Source organism: Rhodovulum tesquicola (assembly GCF_024128855.1).
Classification (GTDB): Bacteria; Pseudomonadota; Alphaproteobacteria; order Rhodobacterales; family Rhodobacteraceae; genus Rhodovulum; species Rhodovulum tesquicola.
This window is the reverse complement of sequence record NZ_JAMYDV010000004.1, coordinates 189,326-205,966: the sequence shown is the minus strand read 5'-3', so window position 1 is coordinate 205,966 and position 16,641 is coordinate 189,326. Positions and strand designations below refer to the sequence as shown.

The following is a 16,641-nucleotide window of genomic DNA, read 5'->3' as shown; positions in this document are numbered from 1 at the left end:
CGATCTGTCACCAGCTTCACAGCCTCAAACTTGAACTCCTTCGTGAACTTCCGTCTTACCATGTCCGATCTCCAGGTCCTTGGTCACGATCTTATCTTCGTGTCCACGAAACCGGCAGCAGGCCACCAGCCACGCTGTTCGTCCTCGTCTTCCTCGGCGGCAAGCTTAGCAAACTGTCCAGAAAACGGGGACCACCTCAAGAACACCGGAGGACGATTCTTGCCCGGTTGAGGAAAAGCGACATCCAGCCGTTCTCGTCCGGAGGCAGGGATTTCGGGCATCTCTACCTGCGCAAGGAGGTGGAGAGGGCGTTCCCGCTTTGATCAGCCCGATTAAGGCCAAGGCCGGGATAAACAGACCCTAGTAGGCTCACACGCACTGCCCACAGGAAATTATACATTGAAGTCTGAAGCTTGAGCGGCCGGCTGGCTCCTCGCGCGCTCCAGATCGAGAAAAACCTTGACAGGGGTGTGCAATGAAAACGGCGCTTTGTGCACTCTTATGCCCTATTGGCACCATCTGACGATGGTGGTGACCCCGGCAGGACTCGAACCTGCAACCTATCCCTTAGGAGGGGATTGCTCTATCCTGTTGAGCCACGGGGCCATGCCGGGTCTTTCTCTCCGGAAAGTGCTGTGCATGCAAGTCTGCATGCGCTTGGAATTTCACCCGACCCGCGCTTAACTGCGGCGAAAGCCTCGACAGGAGCGCCTTGCCCGTGACCCTTTCCGACCCGCCCCGCCCGCGCAAGCCGCTGACGCTGCGCGATGTCTCCGAGGCGTCTGGCGTGTCCGAGATGACCGTCAGCCGCGTCTTGCGCGCCAGCGGGGATGTGACGGCAAAGACCCGCGAAAAGGTTCTGGAGGCGGCCAAGCGGCTGGGCTATGTGCCGAACCGGATCGCCGGCGGGCTGGCCAGCCAGCGGGTGAACCTGGTGGGCGTGATCATCCCGTCGCTGTCGAACATGGTCTTTCCCGAGGTTCTGTCGGGCATCAACGAGGTGCTTGAAAACACGCCGCTTCAGCCCGTGTTCGGGCTGTCGCGCTATGACCCGCCGCATGAGGAGAAGGTGCTGTTCGAGATGCTGTCCTGGCGGCCCTCGGGGCTGATCGTGACCGGGCTGGAACATTCCGAGGCCACGCGCGCGATGCTGAGGGCGGCGGGCATCCCGGTGGTGGAGATCATGGACCTGGACGGAGAACCGCTGGATTCGGTCGTCGGCATCTCGCATCGCCGGGCGGGTGCCGAGATGGCCCGCGCCATCGCCGCGGCGGGCTATCGGCGGATCGGGTTCCTGGGCACCAAGATGCCGATGGACCACCGCGCGCGGAAGCGCTTCGAGGGCTTCACGGGGGCGCTGGCACGGGCGGGGATCGAGGTTGCCGATCACGAGTTCTATTCGGGCGGATCGGGGCTGGCCACCGGGCGGGAGATGACCCGTGCCCTGCTCGGCCGCAATCCGGACCTGGATTTCCTGTATTACTCCAATGACATGATTGCGGCAGGCGGTCTGCTTTACTGCCTGGAGAACGGTATCGACATCCCCGGCCGGATGGGCCTTGCCGGGTTCAACGGGATCGAGTTGCTGGATGGGTTGCCGCTGAAACCCGCGACCATGGATATCCAGCGCCGCGAGATCGGGCGGCGGGCGGCGCGGATCATCGCCGATTGCGTGGCGCGGGGGCTGTCCGGCGCGGGCGAGCGCGTGGCGCTGACGCCGCGGATCGACCCCGGCGACACGCTGCGCATGGCGCCGCCTCGCACCGATGGACAAGACCGCCCCGATCATGTTTAACCCGCGCCACCGCCTGCCCTGCCGCGGCGGCCCGCCATGAGGCCCCCATGCCCGCCGTCTCGATCGTGATCCCGATGAAGAACGAAGCCGAGAACGTGGCGTTCCTTCTGGACGAGATCGCGCTTGCCTGCACCGCGCTGGACAGCCACGAGGTGATCGTGGTCGATGACGGCTCGACCGACGACACCGCGGGCCGCGTGCGTGACCGGATGGCGGCCGATCCCGCGCTGCGGCTGTTGCGCCACGCCACCTCGGCCGGGCAGAGTGCTGCGGTCCATAGCGGGGTGCTGACCGCCCGGGCGCCGATCATCTGCACGCTGGACGGTGACGGACAGAACCCGCCCGCCGACCTGCCGAAGCTGTGGGGGCCGCTGCTGGCCGACCGGACCGGGAAACTGGGCCTTGTGGCGGGCCAGCGGGTGGGGCGGCAGGATACGGCGTCGAAACGCTGGGCCTCGCGGCTGGCCAATGCGCTGCGGGCGCGGATCCTGCGCGACGGCACCCGCGATACCGGCTGCGGGCTCAAGGGCTTTAGGCGCGACGCCTTTCTGGCGCTGCCCTATTTCGACCACATGCACCGCTACCTGCCCGCGCTGTTCCGCCGCGACGGATGGGAGGTGGCGCTGGTCGATGTCAGCCATCGCGAGCGCCATGCCGGGCGGTCGAATTACAACAACCTGCAACGCGCGCTGGTCGGCCTGCATGATCTGGTCGGGGTCGCCTGGCTGATCAAGCGGCGCAAGAAGGCACGCGCCAGCGAGGACACCGGCAATGTCGTTTGAGACGGTCTTTGCGTTCCTGGCGGTCGCAAGCTGGACCGAATTCTGGTGGGTGATGATCGGGCTGGGCGGTCAGCTGATGTTCACCGCGCGGTTCCTGGTGCAGTGGATCGCCTCGGAACGCGCGCGAAATTCGGTGGTGCCGCTGGCGTTCTGGTATTTCTCGCTGGCGGGGGGGGCGATCCTGTTCGCCTATGCGGTCTACCGCAAGGATCCGGTCTTCATCCTCGGCCAGTCCATGGGCCTTGTCATCTATTCCCGGAATCTCTGGCTGATCCATGCCCACCGCCGGAACGCCTGAGCCCCGCGGCTGGCTGATCCCGGCGGCGGCTGCGGTCCTTGCGGTGACGGCGGCGCGGGTGGCGCTGTTGTGGTTCAACCGCATGGACCTGTTCGTGGACGAGGCGCAATACTGGCTCTGGGGCCGGGAACTGGCGCTGGGCTATTATTCCAAGCCGCCGATGGTGGGCTGGGTGATCCGGGCGGCGACTGAGCTGGCGGGCAGCGATGCGCCGTTCTGGGTGCGCCTGCCCGCGCCGCTGTTTCATGGCGCGACCGCGCTGATCCTGGGCTGGATCGCCGCCGGGCTTTGGGGGGCGCGGGCGGCATTCTGGGTCGCGCTGGGCTATGTCACGCTGCCGATGGTGACGGTGGGGTCGATCCTGATTTCGACCGACACGATCATGTTTCCCTTCCTTGCGCTGGCGCTGGGCGGCTGGCTCAGGCTCTTGCGGGGCGGCGGGCGGGTCTGGGCCGTGGTTGCGGGCGTGGCGCTGGGGCTGGCCTTCCTGTCGAAATATGCCGCGATCTATTACCTGATTTCGGCCATTCTGGCGGCGCTGATCTTGCGCGCTGCCCGGCCCGCGCTGCGCGACGGGCTGACGGCGCTGGGGCTGTTCGCGCTGACCATTGCGCCGAACGTGGTCTGGAACCTGGTGAACGGGCTGACCACGGTCCAGCACACGCTGGACAATGCCGATTGGGTGCGCGACCCGGGCAGCCGGGCGGGGTTGAACCTTGCCGGACTGGCCGAGTTCCTGGCCAGCCAGTTCGCGGTCTTCGGCCCGGTGCTGTTCGGCGCGCTGGTCTGGCTTGTCCTGCGCCGGGGCGCGGGCGATGGCGCGCGGCGGCTGTTGCTGGTCTTTGCGCTGCCGCCGCTGGTGATCGTGTCGGGGCAGGCGCTGTTGTCGGGGGCCTATGCGAACTGGGCGGCGGCGGCCTATCTGGCGGGGACGCTGGCTGTCCTGCCCTGGCTCGCCCCGCGCTGGCGCGTGGCCTCGTTCGCGGTGAACGGCACGGTGGCGCTGGCGCTGCCGGTTCTGGGGGTCTTTGCCGACCAGGCGGCGCCCGGGGGCAAGCCGCTGCTGGAGCGGTATCTCGGACTTGACGAGATGTCGGCCGAGATCGTGAGCGGCGCGCGCGAGGCCGGTCTGGGCGTCGTCGTGTCCGAGAACCGCAGCCTTCTGGCCGACCTGTTCTATTCGGCACGCGACAGCGGGCTTGCCCTGCATGCGGTCCCGCCCTCGGGCCGGGCGCCGCATCACTACGCGCTGAGGCATCCGCTGCCCGAGGGGCTGGCGGGAGAGGTCCTGTTCGCGACCGGAGGGGGGGCACCCGCCTGCATCATGGGGGCGGAACCGATCCGTGTGATCGCACCCGAGATGGGGGCCTGGCGGGGCAAGCGGGTTTCGCTTTTCGTCGTTCCCGCGGATTGCTGGTCGTCGGGCGAATGACGGTCGGGGGCCGTGCATCCCGCATGTCCGGCAAGAGGGCGGCGGCGTGATGGAGCGGATCGGGGCGCTGGTGGTCGGGGCGGGGCCTGCGGGGCTGATGGCTGCCGAGGGGCTGGGCGCGGCTGGCATCCCCGCGGTGATCGCCGAGGCCAAGGCCGCGCCCGCGCGCAAGTTCCTGATGGCGGGCAAGTCGGGGCTGAACCTGACCCGGGCCGAGCCGTCGGAGAGCTTCCTTGCGGCCTATGCCGAGGCGGCCGGGCCGCTTGGCCCGATGATCGCGGCGTTCGGCCCCGAGGAGGTCTGCGCCTGGGCCGAGGGGCTGGGCCAGCCGGTTTTCACCGGCAGCACCGGGCGGGTTTTTCCGACGGCGATGAAAGCCTCGCCGCTGCTGCGTGCATGGCTGCGGCGGCTTGACGGGTTTGGCGTGACGCTGCGCCCGCGCTGGCGCTGGACGGGCTGGGACGGCGCGGCGGTCACGTTCGACACGCCCGAAGGCCCGCGCGCGGTGCTGGCCGGGGTCACGATCCTGGCGCTGGGGGGCGCGAGTTGGGCAAGGCTGGGCTCTGATGGCGCCTGGGTGGGGCCTCTTTCGGCTGCGGGCGTGCCGCTTGCGCCCTTTGCTCCCGCGAATGTCGGGCTGCGGGTGGACTGGTCCGCGCCGATGGCCCGCCAGTTCGGCCAGCCGGTCAAGGGCGTGGCGCTGCGCGCGGGCGCCGGTCCGTGGCATCGGGGCGAGTTCGTGATCTCGGCCCGCGGGCTGGAGGGCGGCGGCATCTATGCGCTGTCCCGCCCGCTGCGCGACGGCGCGCCGCTGGTCGCCGACCTCTTTCCCGACTGGACAGCCGAACGGGTCGCCGAGCGGCTTGCCCGGCCGCGCGGCAAGGCGAGCCTTGCCAACCACCTGCGCAAGGCGCTGGGTCTTGATCCGGCGCGGCTGGCGCTGCTGATGGAGTTCGGCCGCCCGCTGCCCGAAGGCGCGGCGCTGGCCCGGCTGGTCAAGGCGCTGCCGATCCGCCATGCAGGCCCGCGGCCCATCGACGAGGCGATCTCGACCGCGGGCGGCGTGTGCTGGGCGGCGGTGGACGAGACCCTGATGCTGCACGCCCGCCCCGGAACGTTCCTTGCAGGCGAGATGCTGGACTGGGAGGCGCCGACCGGCGGCTACCTGCTGACTGCCTGTCTGGCCACCGGGCGCTGGGCCGGGCTGGCGGCGGCGCGGCGCCTTCAGACAGCCTGCGCGCGCCGATAGGCCGGCCGTGCCCGCATCCGGGCAAGATAGTCCCCAAGGCCGGGTTCGGTGATCGGAAAGCACGCGGCCTCGGCCCAGTCGCCGCAATGGGTCAGGATGATGTCCGGCACGGTCATCGCCGCACCCATCAGGAAAGGCCCGTCGCCCATCCGCTGCATCAGCACCTTCTGACTGCGGCCCAGTTCGCATTTCAGGCTGTCCTGGATCGCCGAGGGCCGCAGCGCCTCGGGCAGAACGAAACCGTGCCGCGCTGCCATCCACAGCGCCGAATCGAACTCGTCCAGCAGGAACTGGGTCAGGCTGTCCTGTCGGGCGCGGTCGATCGTGCCCGCGGGATGGGTCAGATGGCCGTGCCGGTCGGCCAGGAAGGTCAGGATCGCGGTCGAATCGGTGATCGGCACGTTGTCGGCGATCAGCACCGGCACCTTGCCCGCAGGGTTCAGCGCGATCACATCGTCGGAACGGGGCGGGGCGGGCACATGCGCGTAGGGCAGGCCCAGTTCCTCCAGCATCCAGATCACGCGCCGCGCGCGGCTGTTACCGCTGCCGATCACACGATACATCGCCTTACCCCCGTTCTTCGCAAAGGGGTTCCAGCAATCGCGGGCGCGGTCAAGGGCGCGACGCACCAAGATGGGCCAGCCGGATCAGACAACGCTCCATCAACGCCATCTGCGGGGCACGGCTGGACGAGCGCAATTGCAGATCGGTGTCGATCAGGAGGCCAAGCCCCTGTTCCAGCCGCCGCACGCCCCAGGCCTGCGCCTGACGCACCATGCGGTCCTTTGACTTGAAATGCACCGGGGGACGGGCGCGCGCGATGCCCTGCGCCGCGCCGCCCGGATCCGCGGCGGCGGCGTGCAGCGCGCGGAAATGGCGGGTCGCGGCAATGCACAGCGTCACCGGCCCCACCCCCTGCGCCTCGAGTCGCCGCAACATCGGGGCGATCTGGTTGCCCTTCGCCTCGGCCACCAGATGGATCAGCGCATCGGTATCGGCTTCGGTCGAGCGGGGCGCGCAGGTGGCCACGTCATCCGCAGTGGCGGGGGCAGAATCGCCCAGCTTGTAAAGCGCAAGCTTTTCAACCGTCTGGCGGAAATCACCCGGGTCGAGCGCCCCGGCAAGGTCGGTCAGCGCCGCCATCGCGGCGCGGTCGAGCCCCGACAGGCCCGCGGCGGCCAGCATCGCCTCGATCTCGTCCCGGCCCGGGGGATCGTCGTAGATCGCGGCGGCAAGGGCGGTGCGGTGCCTCTCGAACAGCTTGCGCAGCGGCGAGCGCGGGGTGAGTTGCCGTGCCGTCACCACCAACTGCGCATCGCCCGGCTGCCAGTCGGCCAGCGCCGCCTGAATGGCATCGGCCATGGTATCGGTCGCCTCGTCGATGAACACCACGCGCGGGCCGGGAAAGAAACCGCGCGCCTTGAGCGCATCGCCCAGCGCCGCGGGATCGCCGCGCAGATCGCCCGGGGCAAGCCGGGTCAGGCGCATTTCCTCCTCGGCACCGGGACCCAGCAGTTTGGCGATGAGTTCCTGCCGCTTGAGCGCCACGCGCATCGGGTCGGCACCATAGATCAGCAGAGCGGCGCGGTCGGGATCGGGCCGGGCGAAATAGCGCGCGGCCTCGCGGGGCGAGAGCTTCATCGCGCCCTGCCGGGGGCGGTGGCGATCAGCCGCGTCACAAGCTGGTCGGCCAGCATCACCATCAGCCGCCGTTCCGCGTCGCGCTCGGCGGCAAGGGTCGCCACGGTGCTGCCGGTCGCGGAATAGGCGGAAAAGGCCGTCACTTTGCCGGATTGCACAAGGCGGCCGGTCGCGAGTTCGTACAGTTCGAAGGCCAGATCGCCCTCGATCGTGAAGCGCGTGGTTTCCTGCGCGCCGGTGATCCCCAGCGCCCTGCGGCTTGTGCCGATGCGATGACCCAGCCGGTAGACCGGCGCATCCGCCCGGCCCAGCCGATCCTCGAGCCGTTCGACCAGCGCAAAGGCGTTGCGCGTGTCGGGCGGGTCGATCGCGATGCCGCCGCGCAGATCGCTGGCCACGCCCTCCGGCCCATGGGCGGGACGGAACCCGCAGCCGCCCAGCGCCAGCGCGGCAAGACCAAGGACAAGGGTGCGGCGGTCAGACGACGACATTGACGATGCGGCCCGGCACGACGACCAGCTTTTTCGGGGCGCCGCCATCCAGCGCCTTGCGCACAGCATCGTCGGCCAGCACCAGCTTTTCAACCTCGGCGGCGTCCATGTCCCGCGGCACGGCGATTTCCGAGCGCCGCTTGCCGTTGATCTGGATCGGCAGCGTGACGGTATCCTCGACCAGCAGGGCGGGGTCGGCCGTGGGCCAGGGGGCGCGGGCGATCAGGCCCTGACCGCCCAGCATGGCCCAGATATCCTCGGCCAGATGCGGGGTCATCGGTGCCATGAGCTGCGCCATGACCATCGCCGCCTCGCGCCGCGCAGGCAGCGAGGCCGCCGATTTCGCCAGCGTGTTGGTGAAGGCATAGAGTTTCGCGACCGAGCTGTTGAAGCCGAAGCTTTCGATGCCCATCGTCACGTCATGGATCGTCTTGTGCAGCGCGCGGCGCAGGGTCAGGTCGTCTTCCCCGCCCGGTGCCGCGCCCTCGCCCTCGGACTCGTAGGCAGCGATTCCGCCCCCCTGATCCATTTCCTCGGCGATGCCGTTCGCGATGCGCCAGACCCGGCCCAGATGCCGGTGCGCCGCCTCGGCGCCCGCGGATGTCCATTCCACGTCACGCTCGGGCGGGCTGTCCGACAGCACGAACCACCGCGCGGTATCGGCCCCGAAGCTCTCGATGATGTTCACCGGGTCGACGACGTTCTTCTTTGATTTCGACATTTTGGCCGAGGGGATGATTTCCACCGCCTCGCCCGTGGCCTTGAGCTTGCCGCCCTCGACATCCTCGGGCAGGTGATAGACCGGCCGCCCCGCGGCGTCGCGGGTCTGGTAGATCTCGTGCGTCACCATGCCTTGGGTGAACAGCGCATCGAAGGGCTCGCGCGCCTTTTCGGGCAGGTGGCCGGTGATCTGCATCGCCCGGGCGAAGAACCGGGAATACAGAAGGTGCAGGATCGCGTGCTCGATCCCGCCGATATACTGATCGACATTCATCCAGTATTCGGCCTCGGCCATGTCGGTGGGCGTGGCCGCATGGGGCGCGGTGAAGCGGGCGTAGTACCACGAGGAATCTACGAAGGTATCCATCGTGTCGGTCTCGCGCCGCGCCGCCTGACCGCATTTCGGGCAGGTGCAGTTGCGCCAGGTGGGGTGGCGGTCCAGCGGGTTGCCGGGGATCGAGAAGTCGATCGGCCTGCCGTCCTCGTCATAGGGCAGTTCGATCGGCAGGTTTTCCTTGGCCTCGGGCACCACGCCGCAATCGGGGCAGTGGACCACCGGAATCGGACAGCCCCAATAGCGTTGCCGCGACAGGCCCCAGTCGCGCAGGCGGAACTTGGTCACGCCATGGCCGACGCCGTTCTCCTCGCAAAACCGAATCGCGGCGTCGACGGCCTGTTCGCCGGTCGCGACCTCGTCCCAGGCAAAGGCCCGCACCCAGCGCACAGGTTCGGTCTTGGGCGGCACGAAGGCCACGTCGCCCACCGGCTCGCCGCCCTCGAGCGCCACGAAGGTATCGGTCACCGGCAACCCGTATTTCCGCGCGAAATCCAGGTCGCGCTGGTCATGCGCCGGGCAGCCGAAGATCGCGCCGGTGCCGTAATCCATCAGGATGAAATTGGCGATGTAGACCGGCAATTCCCATGCCGTATCAAAGGGATGGCGCACCTTCAGCCCGGTGTCGAAGCCGCGCTTCTCGGCCTTTTCCAGCTCTTCCTCGCTGGTGCCCGTCCGGCGGCACTCGGCGCAGAACTCGGCCACGTCGGGGCGATGGCGTTCCAGCGCGCGGGCCAGCGGGTGATCGGGCGAGATCCCAAGGAAACTTGCCCCCATCAGCGTGTCGGGGCGGGTGGTGTAGACCTCGATCCGGTCGAACCCCTCGGGCGCGTCCACGGTCGAGAAGGCCATCTGCAACCCGCGGCTCTTGCCGATCCAGTTGCGCTGCATCAGCTTGACCTTCTCGGGCCAGTTCTCCAGCCCGTCCAGCGCCGCCAGCAACTCGTCGGCGAAATCCGAGATGCGGAAGAACCATTGCGTCAGGTCCCGCCGCTCCACCGGTGCGCCAGACCGCCAGCCCTTGCCCTCGATCACCTGTTCGTTGGCCAGAACCGTCATGTCCACCGGATCCCAGTTCACGGTGGCGTTCTTGCGATAGACCAGCCCCGCGGCCAGCATGTCCAGGAACATCGCCTGTTGCTGGCCGTAATAGTCCGGGTCGCAGGTGGCGAATTCGCGGCTCCAGTCGATGGACAGGCCCAGCGGCTTCATCTGCGCGCGCATGTCCGCGATGTTGCCATAGGTCCAGTCCTTGGGATGGCCGCCACGCTCCATCGCGGCGTTTTCCGCGGGCATCCCGAATGCATCCCACCCCATCGGGTGCAACACGCTGAAACCGCAGGACGATTTATAGCGCGCGACGACATCGCCCATGGTGTAGTTGCGCACATGCCCCATATGGATACGCCCCGAAGGGTAGGGGAACATTTCCAGCACATAGTATTTCGGCCGCGACGGGTCGTGACTGGCGCGGAACGTGGCGTCGGCCTCCCATGCGTCCTGCCATTTCCGCTCGATCTCGGCCGGGGTGTAGCGCGCCATGTCAGCAATCCTCAGTCAAACGCCGGGCGCGGGTGGCCCGGCGTCGTGCATAATCGGCGCCGCGCGGGGCGTCCAGTGGGGCGTCAGAGCTTGCTGTCGCGGATGCGGATCTGGCGAGCGCGTGTCAGGATCGCATCCTCGACCGCGCGCACGGTGGCGGCATCGACTGCACCCGACTGGCTGTGCAGCGACACCTTGAGCGAGCGCGCGTCGAGGGCCGGATCCTGAACGTAGACCGTCGCGCGATAGGCCCGCCCGCCGCCGGGCGGCGTGCCGTAACCCGTGACGATCACGCCCGAAAACGGATCGACAGACCGAATCGGCAGGAAGTTCAGCACCTCGAGCGAGGCCTGCCAGAGATACTTGTTCACCCCGACCGTGGTGTTCGGGTCGTCGGCATTGCCGAACAGATCCCAGATCGTTGCGCGCGATTGCCGGTCGCGCTGGATTTCGGCCGCAGGGGTGTTCTCGAACTGACGCGCGATATTGGCATCGCGCGCCTCGATCCGGGCGGCGTCCTGTTCGGGGCTGGGGGCGCTGCGGCCGAACAGCCCGCCGCCGCAGCCGGCCAGTCCGACAGCCATCGTCCCGATCAGTGCCCCGCGCGCGATGCGGTGAAAGCTCATGCCCTGCGCCCTCGTTGTCCTTCGCCGGTCTTTACCGGAGCAGGTCGGGGCGGACAAGGTTTTTCCCTTGCGTCCCGTCCGCTTGGGTGTGGGGGGTGTGTGGCTTTGCTGCATCAATCGGGGGCGGCGTTCCGGGGGGCTGGCGGTGTTCCTTGCATTTGGGGGGGGCAAGAGCGAAACCCGGAACATACTCAGATCGGATGCTCCGGCCTGAGGTGCATCTTTAAACGAATGAGGGAAAACCATGAAAAAGGTTCTCTTCGCGACCACCGCGCTGGTTGCTTCGGCCGGCATCGCCTCGGCTGACATCACCTTCTCGGGTACCGCCGAAATGGGTATCGTTGGCGGCGGCGCCGACAACTTCGGCAACGCTGCTGGCGGTGAAACCCAGTTCCACAACTCGACCACGCTGAGCTTCAGCGCGTCGACCGAAACCGACATGGGCATCACCGTCGGCATGACCGGCCGGTTCGACATGGACGGCACGTCGAACGAAAACGACGCTCCGGCGTTCGACAACGAGACCATGTTCATCTCTGGCTCTTTCGGCACCCTGACCCTGGGCGACACCGACGGCGCCATGGACAAGGTTCTGGTCGAGAACGTGGGCAACCCCGGCTCGCTGCAGGATGACGAAACCATCCATGCCGGTTACCTGGGTGCCTTCGGCGACGGCGCCTATGACGACCAGGTGCTGCGCTACGACTACGCCTTCGGCGATTTCGGCTTCTCGGTGTCGATGGAACTCGACGACAGCGGGACCGTCGATGACGGCTATGCCGTCGGCGTGAGCTACAAGACCTCGATGACGGGCGTCGACCTCGGCTTCGGTCTGGCCTACCAGACCCTGGAAACCGACGGCACCTGGGCACCCGGCAACCTGGAAGACTTCATCGGCCCCCTGGGCGCCGGTCTTGACGTCGACATCTGGGGCGTCTCGGTGAACGCGGACTTCCAGAACGGCTTCGTCGCCGGTCTGGTGTACTCGGACTGGGACATCGGTGGGGTTGACGCCGATCACATCGGCCTGTCCATGGGCTACACCATGAACGCCTGGTCGTTCGGCGCCAACTGGGGCCGCTATGACATCGACGGTGACGATGCCGATGGCTTCGGCCTGGCCGTTGCCTATGATCTCGGCGGTGGTGCCTCGGTCCACCTCGGCTATGGCGACTCGGACGTCGATGGCGTCCCGGGCAACTACGAGACCTGGTCGTTCGGCGTGGCGATGAAGTTCTAAGCCTTACTGGCATGACGATAAGGAAAGAGCGGGCCTTGTGCCCGCTCTTTTCCGTTTCGGGGCACGGGTTCGACAACCGCCCCCACCCATGCTAATTGCGCTGCCAGATCCTCGTGACCCGGTGCCCATGCAGTCCACCAATCCCGCCCAGATCGCCCGCCTTTACCGCGAGGCCCTCGCCCGGCAGGCCACTGGCGATCTTGACGGCGCCGAGGCCCGCCTGCGCGAGGTGCTGGCCGCCCGCCCGCGTCAGGCCGAAGCACTGTTCCAGATGGGCCGGATCGCCATGGCCCGCGGCGCCCCGAAACGCGCCGCCCAGCATTTCGAACGCGCCGCCGAGGCCCAACCGGCCGAACCCGCGATCTGGCTGGCCTGGGCGCAGGCGCTGGCCGCGCTGGCCGACCGCACCCGCATCCGCAGCTTTCAGCGCAAGGCCAGGGCGGCACGCCTGCCCGCCCCGGTCCTTGCCCGTCTGCAAGAGGCGTTGGCGCCCCCGGCAACGTCCCCGGCGCAAGCGCTCGATGCGCTGCGCCGCGCCGCACAGGCCCAGCCCGACGCGGCCGACCCGCAGATCCGGCTGGGCCATGCGCTGCTGCGCGCCAAGGATTTCGCCGCCGCCGCCGCCGCCTTTGGCCGGGCCATCGCGCTGGGCGACAACCGCGCCGAAACCCACACCGCGCATGCCCGCGCGCTGGACGGATCGGGTCAGCCCGAGGCCGCGCTGGCCGCCCATGACCGCGCCGTTTCCGCCGCCCCCGACCGCCCCGAAACCCATGGCCGCCGCGCGATCCTGTTGCAGCAGATCGGCCGCTTCGACGAGGCCGATGCAGGCTTTCGCCGCGCCATCGCGCTGGACCCCAAAAGCGGCGAACCTTACCGGCTGATGGTCAAGGGCCGCAAGCTGGCCGCCGACGACCCGCTGATTGCCGAGATGGAAACGCTCTGGTCCGCGCCGGACCTGAGCGATCACAGCCGGATGAACCTGGGCTTCGCGCTGGCCAAGGCGATGGAGGACATCCGCCGCGACGACCGTATCTTTGGCTATCTGCACAAGGCCAACGCGCTGATGCGCAAGCTTTACCCCTATGACATCGCCGAACGCCGGGCCGAGATCGACGCCCTGAAGGCCGCCTGCGGAGGCACCGATTTCACCGCCCGCCGCGTGCCCGGCACCAGCGACTATGCCCCGGTCTTCGTCACCGGCATGCCGCGATCGGGCACGACGCTGGTGGAACAGATCATCGCCAGCCATTCGCGCGTCACCGGCGGCGGCGAACTGGGCTTCGTGATGCCCGAGGCAATGCGGCTGATGTCGGATGGGGCGGGCGGGCTGCGGCCCGTTTCGGCGCTGTCGGACGAGGAAATCGCCGGGTTCGGCCATGCCATCGAGGCGCATTTCCGCATGCGCCTGCCGGGTGCCGACATCGTCACCGACAAGTCGATCCAGACCTATATGGTCGCCGGTCTGGTGCGGCTGGCGCTGCCCAATGCGCGCATCGTGGTGGTGCATCGCGACCCGCGCGACACCTGCCTGTCGATCTACAAGAACATCTTTGCCGAGGGCACGCATCGCTATGCTTATGACCTGCGCGACCTCGGCCTTTACACCCGGATGTTCCTGGAACTGGTCGATTTCTGGCGCGACAGGCTGCCCGGCGGCTTTCACGAAATCCGCTACGAGGACCTGATCGCCGACCCCGAACCCCAGGCCCGCGCCCTGATCGCCGCCGCCGGGCTTGACTGGGAAGACGGCTGTATGGATTTCCACAAGACCGAGCGGCGGGTCTCGACGCTCAGCCTGCATCAGGTGCGCCAGCCGATCTATGCCTCGTCGCTGATGGGCTGGCAGCGGCACGCGGACGAGCTTGCCCCGCTGATCGAGGCGCTGGGCGACGCGATCGAGCAAGAGGGAACGGAATGAGCCTGGACGAGATTCGCGCAAGGGTAACACAGGCCGAGGCCGACGCGGGGCGCGCGCCCGGCTCGGTGACGCTGATCGCGGTATCCAAGATGCAGCCGCTCGACCGTGTCGAGGCGGTGCTGGCGGCGGGTCAGCGCATTTTCGGCGAGAACCGCGTGCAGGAGGCGGCGAGCAAATGGCCCGCGCTGATGGACCGCTTCGAAGGCGTCATGCTGCACCTGATCGGCCCGCTGCAAAGCAACAAGACCCGGCAGGCGGTCGAGCTGTTCGACGCGATCCATTCGGTCGACCGGATCAAGCTGGCCCGGCGCCTGGCCGAGCACGCACAGGAACGCGGCGCCTGCCCGGACCTGTTCCTTCAGGTGAACACGGGCGAGGAGCCGCAGAAGGCGGGCGTTCTGCCCGGCGAGGCGGATGGGTTCATCGCGGAATGCCGCGCGCTGGATCTGCCGGTGCGGGGGCTGATGTGCATCCCGCCCGTGGACGAGACGCCCGCGCTGCATTTCGCGCTGCTGGCAAAGATCGCGGCGCGCAACGGGCTGTCGGGCCTGTCGATGGGGATGAGCGACGATTTCGAGCAGGCAATCGCCTTCGGCGCGACCCATGTGCGGGTGGGCTCGGCGATCTTCGGGGCGCGCGATCATGGCTGAGGCTGGCCGCCGCTAACGCACGATCAACCGGCTGGCATGGGTCAGCCGTCCGGCGATCCAGCGCAGGTCGTGGCGGGAAAGGGCGACGCAGCCCGCCGTCGGATGCCTTGGCTTGCGCCACTGGTGCAGGAAGATCGCCGAGCCGCGCCCGCGTTCGGCGAAGGGCCAGTTCCAGTCGGTGACCAGAACCAGATCGTAAAGCGGATCGGCTCGGCGCAGCCTTTCATGGCTGTGGGGATAGGGCGCGCGGACCATGAGGTTGTAATCCTCGTGCCGGGGATCGTCCGACCACAGGTCAGACGGACCGATGGGCACCGCCCACGCCGCGGGCCGCGCGATCCGGTCGGGGCGGTAGAGCATCCCCACGATTCGGTGCACGCCCCGGGGCGTTGCGCCGTCCCCCTCGCGCTTGTCGCCGGTGATGCCGCCGCGCCCGATGGATCGGGGAAAGTTTCGCCCGGCAAAGCGCAGATGGGTGGGGGTCAGGACAAGGTCGGTTGCACGCATCATGGGCAGACTGGCGCAAGCGGGCGGTTTGGGGAAGGGGTCTTGCGGTCGATCAAGCCCCGGTCGCGCAGATCATGTTACCCTTGCTGACGGGTGGGTCGCCCGGCCTGCCCCGGTGCAACCATGACACGGAGGTTCGAGATGGAAACGGCCAAGGTGATGGAATACGCCCGTTCGCTCCTGGCGGCCCATGGCGACAAGGCGCAGGCCGAGGCGGCGCAGAAGGCCGCCGCGCATGAGGCGGCTGGCGAGGATGCGGATGCCGAGACCTGGCGCGCCATCGAATCGGCGATCCGCCAGATGCGCCCGCCGCATCAGGGCTGAGCCCGCGCTGCGCTACAGAAGGTGCCCGGACTTCTCGGCCTTGGTCGCAAGGTAGCGGGCATTCTCGGCCGTGTGCCCGACCTTGAGCGGCACGCGGCCGACGACATCTATGCCGTTCGCGCGCATCATCTCGATCTTGGCGGGGTTGTTGGTCATCAGCCGGACGGCGGAAAAGCCCATCTCGCGCAGGATCGCCGCACCCAGACGGAAATCGCGCTCGTCATCCTCGAAGCCGAGCCGGTGGTTCGCCTCGACCGTGTCAAAGCCCTGATCCTGAAGCGAATAGGCGCGCATCTTGTTGGCAAGCCCGATGCCGCGCCCCTCCTGGTTCAGGTAGAGCAGCACGCCCGCCCCCTCGGCCCCCATCTGTGCCAGCGCGGCGTTCAGTTGCGCGCCGCAATCGCATTTCAGGCTGCCCAGCAGATCGCCGGTGAAACAGGCCGAATGCAGCCGCGCCAGCACCGGCGCACCGCGCGGGGGGGTGCCGATCTCGACCGCGTAATGTTCCTCGCTGCCATCGGCGGGGCGGAAGACATGCAGCCTTGTGGCCTTGGACACCGCCAGCGGCACGCGGGCCGAGACGACCTCGGCAAGATGCGTTTCGTCGGCCAGCGCCGCCGCGGCCTCGGCCAGACTGACAAGGGTCAGGCCCTGCGCCGAGGCCAGCCCTGCGGGATCGGCGATCCCGACCGCCAGAACGGCAGGCAGAAGACGCGCGGATTTCGCCAGCCCGATCGCCGCGCGATGGGCCGCCGCATCGCCGTCCCGCAGCGAGACGAACGGCCCGAGCAGCGGGTTCTGCAGATCGTCCGCCGGGTCGGCCACCGCCTGCACCCAGCCCGGTTCGACATCGGCGGGCAGGCGCAGCCGGGCGATGTCGCCATCATAGGGCCGCGCCTTGAGCGTTGCCGCCCGCCGCGCGGTGATCGCCAGCACCGCATCCCCCAGCCCGCGCAAGGCCGCCAGCCTTTCGGGCGTCAGCGTCTCGGCCGCGGCGATCACGAGCCCGCCCACCACCACCGGCACCCCCATGCGCAGATCGCCGCGGGCACGCGCGATGCGTTCGGTGCTGTCGGGGCCAAGCGGCAT

The 16,641-nt window shown here is 68.3% G+C and carries 17 protein-coding genes and 1 tRNA gene; 10 read left to right on the top strand and 8 right to left on the bottom strand.

Annotated features, from left to right (window positions below; translation table 11 throughout):
- The coding region (locus NHN26_RS06300) for a hypothetical protein (protein WP_253088644.1) at positions 1-323 on the top strand (323 nt) is incomplete at its 5' end.
- Between the two features lie 206 nt (positions 324-529).
- Here the strand turns inward: NHN26_RS06300 and NHN26_RS06295 are convergent.
- A tRNA-Arg gene (locus NHN26_RS06295) sits at positions 530-606 on the bottom strand.
- Between the two features lie 112 nt (positions 607-718).
- Between NHN26_RS06295 and NHN26_RS06290 the strand changes: the two genes are divergently transcribed.
- Genes NHN26_RS06290 through NHN26_RS06270 form a run of 5 tightly spaced genes read left to right on the top strand, consistent with a single transcriptional unit; the run spans position 719 to position 5,556 of the window.
- Positions 719-1,795 (top strand): LacI family DNA-binding transcriptional regulator, encoded by a 1,077-nt coding sequence (locus NHN26_RS06290; RefSeq protein ID WP_253088643.1) that lies wholly within the window; start codon positions 719-721, stop codon positions 1,793-1,795.
- Between the two features lie 47 nt (positions 1,796-1,842).
- The gene (locus NHN26_RS06285) at positions 1,843-2,577 is read left to right on the top strand and encodes a glycosyltransferase family 2 protein (protein WP_253088642.1); all 735 of its coding nucleotides are present in this window, start codon (positions 1,843-1,845) and stop codon (positions 2,575-2,577) included.
- The gene (locus NHN26_RS06280; protein ID WP_253088641.1) at positions 2,567-2,875 is read left to right on the top strand and encodes a lipid-A-disaccharide synthase N-terminal domain-containing protein; all 309 of its coding nucleotides are present in this window, start codon (positions 2,567-2,569) and stop codon (positions 2,873-2,875) included. Before NHN26_RS06285 ends, NHN26_RS06280 begins: the two co-directional genes overlap by 11 nt.
- Complete coding sequence (locus NHN26_RS06275) at positions 2,853-4,307, top strand: ArnT family glycosyltransferase (protein ID WP_253088640.1); 1,455 nt, start codon at positions 2,853-2,855, stop codon at positions 4,305-4,307. Before NHN26_RS06280 ends, NHN26_RS06275 begins: the two co-directional genes overlap by 23 nt.
- Positions 4,308-4,356: 49 nt before the next feature.
- Entirely contained in the window at positions 4,357-5,556 is a 1,200-nt protein-coding gene (locus NHN26_RS06270) for a TIGR03862 family flavoprotein (RefSeq protein ID WP_253088639.1), read from the top strand.
- On the opposite strand, the gene NHN26_RS06265 is transcribed toward NHN26_RS06270, so the two are convergent.
- The 5 genes from NHN26_RS06265 to NHN26_RS06245 all read right to left on the bottom strand — a co-directional run bounded on the left by NHN26_RS06265 (position 5,532) and on the right by NHN26_RS06245 (position 10,910).
- On the bottom strand, positions 5,532-6,119 hold the full coding sequence (locus tag NHN26_RS06265; protein WP_253088638.1) for a glutathione S-transferase family protein: 588 nt from the start codon (positions 6,117-6,119) through the stop codon (positions 5,532-5,534). The two genes, NHN26_RS06270 and NHN26_RS06265, sit on opposite strands and share 25 nt — an antisense overlap.
- 49 nt (positions 6,120-6,168) lie before the next feature.
- Entirely contained in the window at positions 6,169-7,197 is a 1,029-nt protein-coding gene (gene holA, locus NHN26_RS06260) for a DNA polymerase III subunit delta (protein WP_253088637.1), read from the bottom strand.
- Entirely contained in the window at positions 7,194-7,688 is a 495-nt protein-coding gene (gene lptE, locus NHN26_RS06255; protein ID WP_253088636.1) for an LPS assembly lipoprotein LptE, read from the bottom strand. Before lptE ends, holA begins: the two co-directional genes overlap by 4 nt.
- Positions 7,675-10,284 carry a leucine--tRNA ligase gene (gene leuS, locus NHN26_RS06250; RefSeq protein WP_253088635.1) on the bottom strand — a complete coding sequence of 870 codons (2,610 nt, stop codon included), beginning with the start codon at positions 10,282-10,284 and terminating at the stop codon, positions 7,675-7,677. The genes lptE and leuS overlap by 14 nt, the downstream gene beginning before the upstream one ends.
- Positions 10,285-10,367: 83 nt before the next feature.
- Positions 10,368-10,910 (bottom strand): DUF3576 domain-containing protein, encoded by a 543-nt coding sequence (locus NHN26_RS06245; RefSeq protein WP_253088634.1) that lies wholly within the window; start codon positions 10,908-10,910, stop codon positions 10,368-10,370.
- A 244-nt stretch (positions 10,911-11,154) separates the two neighbouring features.
- Here NHN26_RS06245 and NHN26_RS06240 point away from each other — a divergent pair, with 244 nt between their 5' ends.
- From NHN26_RS06240 to NHN26_RS06230, 3 genes are all read left to right on the top strand, one after another.
- Positions 11,155-12,150, top strand: coding sequence for a porin (locus NHN26_RS06240; RefSeq protein ID WP_253088633.1), 996 nt, complete (start codon positions 11,155-11,157; stop codon positions 12,148-12,150).
- Positions 12,151-12,277: 127 nt separating this feature from the next.
- Positions 12,278-14,071, top strand: coding sequence for a tetratricopeptide repeat-containing sulfotransferase family protein (locus tag NHN26_RS06235; protein WP_253088632.1), 1,794 nt, complete (start codon positions 12,278-12,280; stop codon positions 14,069-14,071).
- Positions 14,068-14,721 (top strand): YggS family pyridoxal phosphate-dependent enzyme, encoded by a 654-nt coding sequence (locus tag NHN26_RS06230; RefSeq protein WP_253088631.1) that lies wholly within the window; start codon positions 14,068-14,070, stop codon positions 14,719-14,721. The genes NHN26_RS06235 and NHN26_RS06230 overlap by 4 nt, the downstream gene beginning before the upstream one ends.
- Positions 14,722-14,733: 12 nt before the next feature.
- Here NHN26_RS06230 and NHN26_RS06225 read toward each other — a convergent pair whose 3' ends face one another.
- On the bottom strand, positions 14,734-15,228 hold the full coding sequence (locus tag NHN26_RS06225; protein ID WP_253088630.1) for a L,D-transpeptidase family protein: 495 nt from the start codon (positions 15,226-15,228) through the stop codon (positions 14,734-14,736).
- Positions 15,229-15,351: 123 nt separating this feature from the next.
- Here NHN26_RS06225 and NHN26_RS06220 point away from each other — a divergent pair, with 123 nt between their 5' ends.
- Complete coding sequence (locus tag NHN26_RS06220) at positions 15,352-15,552, top strand: hypothetical protein (protein WP_243641930.1); 201 nt, start codon at positions 15,352-15,354, stop codon at positions 15,550-15,552.
- Between the two features lie 12 nt (positions 15,553-15,564).
- Here the strand turns inward: NHN26_RS06220 and ribA are convergent, their stop codons facing one another.
- On the bottom strand, positions 15,565-16,641 hold the full coding sequence (ribA, locus tag NHN26_RS06215) for a GTP cyclohydrolase II (protein WP_253088629.1): 1,077 nt from the start codon (positions 16,639-16,641) through the stop codon (positions 15,565-15,567).